At 62.9% G+C, this 10,264-nt stretch carries 14 protein-coding genes; 2 read left to right on the top strand and 12 right to left on the bottom strand.

Features of this window, described 5'->3' with window-relative positions:
• Positions 1–317: 317 nt before the first annotated feature.
• Positions 318–1,262 carry a nucleoside hydrolase gene (locus tag EN879_RS12050; protein WP_063170333.1) on the top strand — a complete coding sequence of 315 codons (945 nt, stop codon included), beginning with the start codon at positions 318–320 and terminating at the stop codon, positions 1,260–1,262.
• A 36-nt stretch (positions 1,263–1,298) separates the two neighbouring features.
• Here EN879_RS12050 and EN879_RS12045 read toward each other — a convergent pair whose 3' ends face one another.
• The 11 genes from EN879_RS12045 to EN879_RS11995 form a co-directional block, all read right to left on the bottom strand.
• Positions 1,299–1,676 (bottom strand): hypothetical protein, encoded by a 378-nt coding sequence (locus tag EN879_RS12045; RefSeq protein ID WP_063169006.1) that lies wholly within the window; start codon positions 1,674–1,676, stop codon positions 1,299–1,301.
• A 3-nt stretch (positions 1,677–1,679) separates the two neighbouring features.
• Positions 1,680–2,000, bottom strand: coding sequence for a hypothetical protein (locus EN879_RS12040; protein WP_013529594.1), 321 nt, complete (start codon positions 1,998–2,000; stop codon positions 1,680–1,682).
• A gap of 101 nt (positions 2,001–2,101) precedes the next feature.
• Positions 2,102–2,716, bottom strand: a complete 615-nt coding sequence (locus EN879_RS12035) for a LysE family translocator (protein WP_013529595.1) — start codon at positions 2,714–2,716, stop codon at positions 2,102–2,104.
• Between the two features lie 112 nt (positions 2,717–2,828).
• Positions 2,829–4,277, bottom strand: coding sequence for an amidase (locus tag EN879_RS12030; RefSeq protein WP_063169005.1), 1,449 nt, complete (start codon positions 4,275–4,277; stop codon positions 2,829–2,831).
• A 1-nt stretch (position 4,278) separates the two neighbouring features.
• Positions 4,279–5,184: a ribokinase gene (locus EN879_RS12025; protein WP_063169004.1), complete on the bottom strand. Its 906-nt coding sequence runs from the start codon at positions 5,182–5,184 to the stop codon at positions 4,279–4,281.
• 153 nt (positions 5,185–5,337) lie between these two features.
• Complete coding sequence (locus EN879_RS12020) at positions 5,338–5,820, bottom strand: hypothetical protein (RefSeq protein ID WP_027161333.1); 483 nt, start codon at positions 5,818–5,820, stop codon at positions 5,338–5,340.
• The gene (locus EN879_RS12015; protein WP_027161334.1) at positions 5,795–6,307 is read right to left on the bottom strand and encodes a hypothetical protein; all 513 of its coding nucleotides are present in this window, start codon (positions 6,305–6,307) and stop codon (positions 5,795–5,797) included. The genes EN879_RS12020 and EN879_RS12015 overlap by 26 nt, the downstream gene beginning before the upstream one ends.
• Positions 6,274–6,666 (bottom strand): hypothetical protein, encoded by a 393-nt coding sequence (locus EN879_RS12010; RefSeq protein ID WP_027161335.1) that lies wholly within the window; start codon positions 6,664–6,666, stop codon positions 6,274–6,276. Before EN879_RS12010 ends, EN879_RS12015 begins: the two co-directional genes overlap by 34 nt.
• A gap of 19 nt (positions 6,667–6,685) precedes the next feature.
• Complete coding sequence (locus EN879_RS12005; protein ID WP_027161336.1) at positions 6,686–7,156, bottom strand: hypothetical protein; 471 nt, start codon at positions 7,154–7,156, stop codon at positions 6,686–6,688.
• A 221-nt stretch (positions 7,157–7,377) separates the two neighbouring features.
• On the bottom strand, positions 7,378–8,253 hold the full coding sequence (locus EN879_RS12000) for a bifunctional helix-turn-helix domain-containing protein/methylated-DNA--[protein]-cysteine S-methyltransferase (protein ID WP_024502817.1): 876 nt from the start codon (positions 8,251–8,253) through the stop codon (positions 7,378–7,380).
• A gap of 124 nt (positions 8,254–8,377) precedes the next feature.
• Positions 8,378–8,872: a DUF2244 domain-containing protein gene (locus tag EN879_RS11995; RefSeq protein WP_063169003.1), complete on the bottom strand. Its 495-nt coding sequence runs from the start codon at positions 8,870–8,872 to the stop codon at positions 8,378–8,380.
• Positions 8,873–8,894: 22 nt separating this feature from the next.
• On the opposite strand from EN879_RS11995, the gene nth reads away from it, so the two are divergent.
• The gene (nth, locus tag EN879_RS11990; RefSeq protein ID WP_063169002.1) at positions 8,895–9,719 is read left to right on the top strand and encodes an endonuclease III; all 825 of its coding nucleotides are present in this window, start codon (positions 8,895–8,897) and stop codon (positions 9,717–9,719) included.
• A gap of 1 nt (position 9,720) precedes the next feature.
• Here nth and EN879_RS11985 read toward each other — a convergent pair.
• On the bottom strand, positions 9,721–10,264 hold a 544-nt coding region (locus EN879_RS11985; protein WP_206520936.1), incomplete at its 5' end, for a tripartite tricarboxylate transporter permease.

Here is a 10,264-nt window from a genome sequence, read left to right as displayed (position 1 = left end):
ATGTTACAGTGTCCTCTCAAGAGCGACATAAAGTGGAAAAACCCAGATGGCATTTTTCCCGATGGCCTTGATATGGTCCGCCCCGCGACCAAGTTCAAGCCGTCAACAGACCCGCCCAAAAAGACCAGGCCGTGGACTCACAGGAATGACAGACATGGCGCTTGAAACGGCGAGCAGATGCAAGGAAAAGCGCGCGGGTCGGGATTGTCTTCCCCGGTCGAGCGGTTCGGCCTGGCAGCTCGCGGCCGCTTCGGCGTCATTTGGATGTTCCGATCGGATCGATGCAAGTCCACGACCTCGCCAAACAAGGAATTGAAATGCCCCAGTCACGCAAGATCATCATCGACACGGATCCCGGCCAGGATGATGCCGTCGCCATATTGCTGGCGCTCGGCAGCTCCGAACTGGAGATCGTCGGCATATCAGCCGTTGCCGGCAACGTGCCGCTGAAGCTTACCGAAAAGAATGCCCGCAAGATCTGCGAGCTGGCCGGCCGCCCGGACATCAAGGTCTATGCCGGTGCCATCCGGCCCCTGACGCGCGAACTGGTCACCGCCGAGGAAGTGCATGGCAAGACCGGCCTCAACGGTCCGCAATTGCCCGAACCGACGATGAAGCTGCAGGACCAGTACGCGGTCGATTTCATCGTCGAGACGCTGATGAGCGAAGAAAGCGGCACGATCACGCTTTGCGCGCTCGGCCCGCTCACCAACATTGCGCTGGCGCTGATCCGCGAGCCGCGCATCGCACCGCGCATCAAGGAAATCGTGCTGATGGGCGGCGGCTTCTTCGAAGGCGGCAATGTCACACCGACCGCCGAATTCAACATCTATGTCGACCCGCAGGCCGCAGATGTCGTGCTCAAATCCGGCATTCCGATCGTCATGATGCCTCTCGACGTCACCCACAAGGCGCTGACCACCGCCAAGCGCACGCAGGCCTTCCGCGCGCTGGGCACCAGGGTCGGCACCGCCACCGCGGAGATGTTGGAGTTCTTCGAGCGCTTCGATGAAGAGAAATACGGCACCGACGGTGGCCCGCTGCACGATCCTTGCGTCATCGCCTATCTGTTGAAGCCGGACCTGTTCAAGGGCCGCAACTGCAACGTCAGCGTGGAAACCGCCTCGGAACTGACCATGGGCATGACCGTGATCGACTGGTGGGGCGTCACCAAACGGCCGAAGAACGCCATGGTGATGCGCGACATCGACCATGATGCGTTTTTCGCCTTGCTGGTGGAGAGGCTGGGGCGGCTTAACTGACCGTCAGAACAGAACTGAACTTGTGAGCACGCGTCTTCACTCATTGAGAAACCGATAGGTGTCTCCGCCGCGCTTATGATGTTGCCGCTCGATGGGGATGACCGAACCGACAAGGTGCGGCATCCCCACTTCATCATCGATGGATGTCACCGCGCTGTTGCCATCAAGGCGGACATCGTATGTGTAATACAGCCCGCGCCCGGCAGCCATCTTCGGATTGATGGGCATTAACCTCACATACTCGATAGTGCCCATCACACTCTGAGTTGCCACAACCGGATTGTCCTGGTTCATCGCAATCGGGATCAGCGCCGCCAGGGGCAGTGCGCAGAAGAATACGACACCAATGACTGCGTCTCGGTATTCTGCCTGAAACAGAAGCAGGCGGTTTCTGAGAGAAGATACTGTTGCCATGATTCAATTCACGAATCGGTAGAAGACGAAGCCATTGTCGCGCGTGACGCGTTCGATGTTTGTGCGCGAGCCGATCAGATGCGGGTGATCGTCATCGATAAGGACAGACGAACCGTTCTCGATAGAAACCAGATATATGCCGCGGCCATGGTCCAACCGGACACTTTCGACGTTTGCCTCGACTGTGTCGACCGATCGGATCGGGCTGGCGTCGTTGATCCATTTGTTTGCCGCCAACATGATCATAACCGCAAACGCACCAATAAAGAGGATCACGCCAGGCGCGTTCCTCTTCAAACCATCCCAAGTCCAAAAGACAGACATGAATCCCTCAAGCCAGATTCATGTGGTGGTGGGACAGCACACTTTCAATCTGTTGCCATTCCAGGGTGCTGCAACTCCTTGCGGCGCCGGCTCGGCCGCCTTTACTTCGACCGCGAAAACGCCAGCCACAGGCCGCCGCCGACCATGAAGCTGCCGCTGATCCTCGACAGGAGTTTGATGCGGCCGGCCGACAGCAGGCGCCCGGCGCGGCCGGCGGCCAGCGCGTAAGTCGAATCCGAGAAGGCGGCGAAGATCATGGCGGTCAGACCCATGACGGCGATCTGCAGCGAGTAGTTGCCTTGCGGCGAAATGAACTGCGGAAAGAAGGCGCCGAAGAAAATCAGCGTCTTGGGGTTGCTCAGCGCCACCAGCAGGCCCTGCAGGAAGAAGCCGCCGCGCGGCTTTCTCGCTGTTCCATCGGCATTCAACGTGCCCTTGGAGCGGAACATCTGCACACCCATCCAGATCAGATAGGCCGCGCCGATCAGTCGTACCCACTCGAACCAGTGGCCCATGCCTGCGATCAGCGTGTTGAGGCCGATGCCGACGATGGCGATCATCACGGCAAGCCCGGCCTGCGTGCCGGCGACGTTGGCGAGGCCGGCGCGCGAGCCATGGCGGATGCTGTTGGCAATGATCAGCGTGACCGTCGGACCGGGCACCAGGATAATGACGATGCAAGCGAGGACATAGGCGGCGTAGAGTTCGAGCGACATGCTTTTTCCCCAGGAATACCGCCGAGGCGGCGCGGCTGAGGATAATCAATGCATGGCGGCGATAGCGATGCAAGCCGGTGCGCGAAGCGCCGCGGCCGCCAACGCGTGCGATTCAGGCGCCGGCCGGCCAGGGCAGTGTTGCCTCATAGGCGGCCGCCGCCTTGAGCACGGCAAGGTCGCCGCGTGGCCGGCCGATCAGCTGCATGCCCATCGGCCGCCCTCTATCGTCGAAGCCGACCGGCACATTGGCCGCCGGGCAGCCGCCCAAGGTCGCGAAGGCGGAAACCTGCATCCAGCGGTGATAGCTGTCCATTGTGCGTCCGGCGACCTCACGCGGCCAATGCGTATCGATGTCGAAGGGGAAGACCTGCGCTGTCGGCAGCGCAATCAGATCATAGCGGTCGAAGATCGACAGCAGCGTGCGATGCCAGGACGTGCGGATGACCGAAGCGGCGCGGATCTGCGGCGCCGTCAGCCGCGTTGCGTTCTCCACTTCCCAGATGGCTTCCGGCTTGAGCAGGCGGCGCTTCGCGGGATCGTCATAGTGGGTTTTGAGCGCGCAGCCGCTGCTGGCCTGGCGCAGCGTCACGAAGGCCTGCCACAGCGCTTCGAAATCGAAATCCGGCAGCAGGGGCTCGGTCGCGAAGGACGCTTCCGCAAAGCGGCCAAGTGCCGCCTCGCACAGGCCGAGAACGCCTGTTTCAACCGGCAGATGACCGCCGAGATCACCGAGCCAGGCGATGCGGCCACCAGTTGCGGGTATTCCAAGCCCTTCGAGGAACGAGCCGGGTTTCTCGTAGGACAATGGCGCGTGCGGGTGGTAACCGGCCTGCACATCGAGCAGCAGTGCCATGTCACGGACGTTGCGGCCCATCGGCCCGTCGACGCCCATCTGCGCATGGAAGACTTCGAAATCGGGTCCGCCGGGAACAAGTCCTTGCGACGGGCGGAAGCCAAAAACATTGTTCCAGGCGGCCGGGTTGCGCAGCGAGCCGCCAAAGTCGCTGCCATCGGCGACGGGCACCATGTCGAGCGCCAGGGCAACGGCCGCGCCGCCGCTCGAGCCTCCGGCGGTCAGGGCCGGATCGAAGGCGTTCAGCGTCGGCCCGAACACGGCGTTGTAGGTGTTGGAACCAAGCCCGAATTCGGGGACGTTGGTCTTGCCGATGATAATGGCGCCGGCATTGCGGATGCGCTCGACGAAGAAATCGTCCTCCTGCGGCACGAAATCGGCGAAGATCGGCGAGCCGAAAGAGGTCCTGAGGCCCGTGGTCGAGGCGAGGTCCTTGATGGCCATCGGCAGGCCGAAGAGCGGGTTGGTTTTGGCTCGCGTTGGGCTGGCATCGGCCGCATCGGCTTCGCGCAGGATATCGGCGCGATCGCGCAAGGAGACGATGGCGTTGACCAGCGGATTGACCGCCTCGATGCGGTCGAGGAATGCCGCCACCACCTCGCGCACGCAAAGCTCCCTCTCCCGGATCGCGCCGGCGAGTTCGACTGCGGACAGGCGGCAGATGTCGCCTGCCGGTGGCACGGCATGTTTTGTTTGAGGACGCAGCATTTTAATGGGTTTCCTGCAGCGCCTGATCGACGTCTTTGGCGAGCGGGATCGCCGGTTGGGCGCCAGGTTTCAGGCAGGCCAGCGAGCCGGCCGCGCCGGCGCGCGCCAGCGCCTGTTCGAGCGTGAGGCCCGACGACAGGCTGGCGGCGAAATAGCCGCAGAACGTATCGCCGGCGCCGACCGTGTCGACGGGGACGATCTTGCGCGCAGCAACGGCCAGGAACTCGGTCGGTGTCGCCGCCATCACGCCATCGCCGCCGAGCGTGACGACGACGGTGCGGCCGGTCTTTCCGGCAAAGTCGCGCATGCGCACCGCCCGATCGCGGCCTTGCAGCGACAGCGCTTCGCCATACAGGTCGAACTCGGTTTCGTTGGCGACGACATAGTCGGCCTTGCCGAGAAAGCCGGCTGCTTGCGCCTGGAAAGGTGCTGTGTTGAGCACCGTGATGGCGCCGGCCGCCCTTGCCTGGTCGAGGGCGGCATCGACGGTGGCCAGCGGAATCTCATTTTGCAGCAGCACGACGTCGCCTTTTTTCAGAAAGGCCTTGGAGAGATCGCCGGGCACCACGGAAGCGTTGGCGCCCGGCACCACGGCGATGATGTTCTCGCCGTCGTCGGCGACCATGATCAGTGCCGTGCCGGTCGAGGCGTGAGTCTCGGCAACGCCGGACAGGTCGACCTTGCCGTCGCGCAGCAATGCCAGTGCCTCGGCGGCGAAGCTGTCCCTGCCGACGGCGCCGACCATGCGCACCGAGGCGCCGGCGCGTGCGGCGGCCAGGGCCTGGTTGGCGCCCTTGCCCCCGGGCGCGGTGGTGAAGGCCGAGCCGCCCACCGTCTCGCCGGGGCTCGGCAAGCGGTCGACCTTGGCGATAAGGTCGAGGTTGATCGAGCCGATGACGATAATCAAGCAGGGCCTCCTGGCAACGCAAATTCAAAATGCCGGAGCGTCTTCGTGCGTCCGGGCGAACGCAGATCGTTCCGATTGCGTGGAAGCTAACCTGTAAGGCCGCAGCTTGCCAGACCACGCGCATGGTCCAGCCCGATTTGAGTTGTCGCGGCCTTATTCGCAGCGCACGGTGACCGTGCCCTGATAGTTGCCGGCGGGAAAGATACCGCTCGACTTGGTGGCGGTGAGGTCGACCTGCATCGCGTGGGTGCCGTTGGCAACCCTCTGCGGCACACTTCCGTTGACATCGGCCCCCGAGCCATCGAGGCGGAAGACCGAAGCGAACGTCACGTTGGTGCCACCGCCGCTCGGCGCGGACGAGAATGCGGCAGGCGCCGGCGCCGAAACCGAATAGCAGTCAAGCAGGTTGAGTATTGAGCATAACAGGGAGCTTGCCACCACGGTGGCGCTGGCGCTCGATCCGCCTGCCTGTTTGGAGCCCAGTATGCTGATGGCGGGACTGGCCTTCATCGTTCCGGACGCCCCGACCATGATGGTGCAGGTGCCGATGATCGCCGCCTGCATCGGAAGGCAGGAACCGGCAAGTGCCGCCATCGCAAACAGCGCGCGGCTACTGCTTCTTCTTTTTCTTGCCATCGCCATTTCCGGTTCTGATGCTCCAGCCTTCGTTGGCCCACCCCGGTGATGCGGTCGCGGGAGCGGTGGCGGCAATACTCGCCGTCTGGCCGTCGGTGCCGAGGCCCATTTTGAGGAGCTTCAGCTCCAGCTGAAGGCGCTCGACCTCAAGCTCGTAGAGACGGCTGCAATCGACGCGCTTGGGCGTACGCCCGATGGGGATCACCACGCGGCCGTAAGTGGCGACATCATTGTCGGACTGGCTGTTGCCTCTGATGACGCCGAGATCGACATAGGCGCCGGAGCCGGAGACGGCGGAACGGCAAGTGGTGCCATCCGCGGCATGGACCTCGTCCTGGCCCTGGGGCAAGGTGACGCCGGGCAGGTTGAAGCCGCTTTCGTTCTGGTTGAGGTTGTAGACGTCCTCGGCCCCGGCCGGCGAGGCACCCGCCCAAACAGCCGCGAGCGCCAGTGTCAGGACTTGCGGCGCCCAAAAAACTTTCCGCATATCTGTGCCCTTATCTGCGTCTGTTGATTGGGAAAGGGGATGCTTTCGGTACAGATACGCACTTTACGCTCGGCAGCGCCGCCGAAAGGCACAACCACAAGGACAGAACGGGAGGCCTGGGAGGCCAGTTGGAAGACATTTGGAGAGACCCTGGCATCTACCGGCTGGAAATCCTGATCGTAGACGTGAATTTCGACCCGGATGTTGCGGTCGTAGGGATTGGCGGGGAAGACGCGAACCGCAAAGACGTCGGTGAAGCTGTTGATCTCGCCACGCATCGGCGACATCGACTGAGCCTTGGCGGCAACGGGCGCCAATCCGACGGCCAACGCCGTCGCCAGGATTCGAGCATGTTTCACGACCCCTCCTTCGCTCGCGTCATTCGCAGCGCAGCGTTACCGTTGCCTGATAATTGCCGTTGGCGAAGCGATTGCTGCCGCCCTTGGTTCCGGCAAGGTGAACCGAGACGAGATCTGCGCCGGGGGTGGTGATGCTGGTTGTCGAGCCGGTCTCGACGATGGAATGCGCGCCGGCGGCGGAGTAGGTGGGTGTCCAGGTCGTCGACGTGCTGTCGGCGGATGGCACCGTCATGGTGGTGACCGGGTCGACGCTCAGCGACACACCTCCGGTCGTCGTCAGCGTCACGGTTCCAGCCGAGCCGCCGCTGTTGTGGGAGCTCAGGGACTGGAGATCGGGACTGGCCGTCATCGTACCGTTGGTGGCAACGACCAGCGTGCAGGTGGGCGCGATCGTGCCGTTGAAGATGACATTCTGCGTCGTGGCCAACGCGGCCTCGTCGACGCTGGCAACCAGCAGAGCTGCGCCGCAGGCGGCGCGAAACAATGTCATCGAGACCTCCTATCAAGCCGGATCGTCCGGATTAATATGAGAGCATCATCACTTTATCGTGGTTAATTTAGAGTTACCTAAAATAACGCCTCAAAAATAACAACTACAGGAACCGGAGGTTGCCCTCGGTTGCAAAAGCGGAACCACAGCGTAAATAGCGCTTATACTTGATAGCGCCGATAGAACCATGTTTTTCTTCGCAATATCGAGAAAAATCGATATTACGATACCTGCCCGGCTTCCCAACCCAGAATGGCGCGCTTGCGGGTCAGGCCCCAATGATAACCGGTGAGGTCGCCTGATTTGCCGATGGCGCGGTGACAAGGCACCACGAAAGAGAGCGGATTGGCGCCGTTGGCCGCACCGACCGCACGGCTGGCGGACGGTGCGCCGATGCTGGCCGCAATCGAGGAATAGGTGCGGGCCTTGCCCATCGGGATCTTGAGCAGCGCCTCCCAGACGCGAACCTGGAAGTCGGTGCCGATCATGACGACATGCAGCGGCTGGTCGGGGCGCCACAGCGTCGGGTCGAAGATACGGGCGGCATAGGGGCCGGTGGCAGTCATGTCCTCGACGTAGATGGCGTTCGGCCAGCGGCTGGACATGTCGGCGAAGGCGGCGCGTTCCTCGCCGGGGTCGCTGAAGGCGAGGCCGGCGAGCCCGCGCTCGGTGGCCATGATCAGGGCGGTGCCGAACGGCGAGGAATGGAAGCCGTAGCGAATGGTGAGCCCGGCGCCGCGTGTCTTGTAGTCGCCCGGCGACATCGCCTCGTGCGTGACGAACAGGTCATGCAGCCGGCCGGGGCCGGACATGCCCAGTTCGAATGAGGTCTCGAGCAGAGGCATGCCGGAATCGAGCAGCCTGCGCGCATGGTCCAGTGTCACCGCCTGCAGGAAGGCCTTGGGCGACAGGCCGGCCCAGCGGGTGAAGAGTTTTTGCAGGCCGGTCGGCGTCTCGCCGACCTCCTCGGCCAGCTCTTCGAGGGAAGGCTGATCGCGATAGTCGAGACTGATCTTCTCGATGGCACGGCGCACGATCTCATAATCGCTGCCCTCAGGCGTGATGTCCTTTTTGAGGACTGCGGTGTGTGTGCTCATGGAACTGTCTCCTTGAGCCGGAATATCGCCCCTCGGGGCGTCGATCGCCACCCGAAACTTGCCTTCTTGCGGCGCATACCCGGATAGGCACCGGATTCGAGCCCAGGAATCGCTCGCGGCTGCCTCAGCGTGTCTTGGCGGGCGCCAGCGCGCGCGAAAAGGCGGTGGCAAAACTCTCGCGGGAATCGGGGTCCAGGAACGATCCGATCGGCACGTTCTGGCCTTCACCTTGCACCGTCATGCCTGTGATGCCGATCTCGGCGTGACGGGCCACCGAAAACCGCGCCCAGAACGGATTGAAGCGATGCGCTTCCGATTTCCCCGAGGGGGCTGTCTTGCGGATGTCGAGGCTGGTGCGCGAAACCGAGACTTCTTCGCGTGCGCGAGCGGCACGATAGTTGATGCGAAAGGCGATGTAGACGGCGGCCACGTCGAGGCCGAAGAAGCCGAACACCGGCCAGGCGCCGCGCGACAGGAAAAACGCGCCTGTCACCAGCCAGCCGAACAGCAGCGCGCCCATCAGGACGAAGAAGCCTGTCCGGCCCAGAGACCGGTGCGGGGTCAGTAGCGCCTGAAAGAATGGCTCGTCGGCCTGAAACGAGGCGTTTGTGTCGCTCATGAGGGGATATTATAGGAGGGAAATGGCAAGCCCCAAGTCCAAAGATTCTTCCCTGTCCAAAAAAGAGCCGTTGCCCGCACGACGCGATGGTTCGAACGCAAAGCCGCGCCCGCGGCCGGCGCGAAGCGCGTTACGCTACAGCCCGGCCGAAGTGAAAGAGATATTCCGGCGCTTTTCCGTCCAGCGGCCCGAGCCGAAGGGCGAGCTCGAACATGTCAACGCCTTCACGCTGCTGGTCGCGGTGGTGCTGTCGGCGCAAGCGACGGATGTAGGCGTCAACAAGGCGACGCGGGCGCTGTTCAGGGCCGCCGATACGCCGCACAAGATGCTGGCGCTGGGGGAAGCAAGGGTCGGCGAATATATCCGCACCATCGGGCTGTGGCGCAACAAGGCGAAGAATTTGATTGCGCTGTCGCAGGCGCTGATCCGCGACCATGGCGGCGAGGTACCCGATAATCGAGATGAATTGGTCAAGCTGCCCGGGGTCGGGCGCAAGACCGCCAATGTCGTGCTCAACATGGCCTTCGGCCAGCACACGATGGCGGTCGACACGCACATTCTTCGCATAGGCAACCGGCTCGGATTAGCGCCCGGCAAGACGCCGGAACAGGTCGAGCAGGGATTGTTGAAGATCATTCCGGACGAATATATGCGCCATGCACATCACTGGCTGATCCTGCATGGCCGCTACGTCTGCAAGGCGCGCAAGCCGGATTGCCCGGCCTGCGTCATCGCCGACATCTGCAAGGCCGAGGTCAAGACGACCGATGTGCCGGCACCGCTGGTGCCGATCGCACCGCTCGACCCGGTCGAAGAGGTTCAGGACCGAGGCGGAACGGCGGCGTAATTCAACTCTCCTCCACAAACACCTCTTCGCGCTTTTTCTTGACCGCCGGCAGGAAGACGACGGCGAGCACGGCGAGCGCTATGAGCAGCAGGCCGGCGCTGATCGGTCTGGTCACGAAGGTGCTCGGGTCGCCGCGCGAGAGAATCATGGCGCGGCGCAGATTTTCCTCGAGCAGCGGGCCGAGCACGAAGCCGAGCAGCAGCGGTGCCGGTTCGCAGCGCAGCTTGGTCAGGAGGTAGCCGAGGAAGCCGAAGAAGGCGACGGCGTAGAGATCATAGACGTTGCTGTTGACGCTGTAGACGCCGATCGAGCAGAACGCCATGATGATCGGGAAAAGCACGTAATAGGGGATCGTCAGCAGCTTCACCCAAAGCCCGATCAGCGGCAGGTTGAGGATGATCAGCATCAGATTGCCGATCCACATCGAGGCGATGATGCCCCAGAACAGCGCCGGCTGTTCGGTCGCGACATTGGGGCCGGGCACGATGCCCTGGATGATCATGGCGCCGATCATCAGCGCCATGACAGGGTTGGCCGGAATGCCC

Origin of the sequence: Mesorhizobium sp. M7A.F.Ca.AU.002.02.1.1 (genome assembly GCF_003998535.1) — a bacterium.
Lineage (GTDB): Bacteria > Pseudomonadota > Alphaproteobacteria > Rhizobiales > Rhizobiaceae > Mesorhizobium > Mesorhizobium ciceri.
Note: the sequence above shows the minus strand (reverse complement) of the source record. Positions and strands in the feature narration are given on the sequence as shown.

Excerpts from the sequence above, each read along its gene's own strand:
- EN879_RS12020 (WP_027161333.1), bottom strand. The coding sequence starts at position 5,820 with ATGGCAAGAAAAAGAAGAAGCAGTAGCCGCGCGCTGTTTGCGATGGCG.
- EN879_RS12005 (WP_027161336.1), bottom strand. The coding sequence starts at position 7,156 with ATGACATTGTTTCGCGCCGCCTGCGGCGCAGCTCTGCTGGTTGCCAGC.
- EN879_RS11995 (WP_063169003.1), bottom strand. The coding sequence starts at position 8,872 with ATGAGCGACACAAACGCCTCGTTTCAGGCCGACGAGCCATTCTTTCAG.
- EN879_RS12015 (WP_027161334.1), bottom strand. The coding sequence starts at position 6,307 with ATGCGGAAAGTTTTTTGGGCGCCGCAAGTCCTGACACTGGCGCTCGCG.
- EN879_RS12030 (WP_063169005.1), bottom strand. The coding sequence starts at position 4,277 with ATGCTGCGTCCTCAAACAAAACATGCCGTGCCACCGGCAGGCGACATC.
- EN879_RS12035 (WP_013529595.1), bottom strand. The coding sequence starts at position 2,716 with ATGTCGCTCGAACTCTACGCCGCCTATGTCCTCGCTTGCATCGTCATT.
- EN879_RS12000 (WP_024502817.1), bottom strand. The coding sequence starts at position 8,253 with ATGAGCACACACACCGCAGTCCTCAAAAAGGACATCACGCCTGAGGGC.
- EN879_RS12050 (WP_063170333.1), top strand. The coding sequence starts at position 318 with ATGCCCCAGTCACGCAAGATCATCATCGACACGGATCCCGGCCAGGAT.
- EN879_RS12045 (WP_063169006.1), bottom strand. The coding sequence starts at position 1,676 with ATGGCAACAGTATCTTCTCTCAGAAACCGCCTGCTTCTGTTTCAGGCA.
- nth (WP_063169002.1), top strand. The coding sequence starts at position 8,895 with ATGGCAAGCCCCAAGTCCAAAGATTCTTCCCTGTCCAAAAAAGAGCCG.
- EN879_RS12040 (WP_013529594.1), bottom strand. The coding sequence starts at position 2,000 with ATGTCTGTCTTTTGGACTTGGGATGGTTTGAAGAGGAACGCGCCTGGC.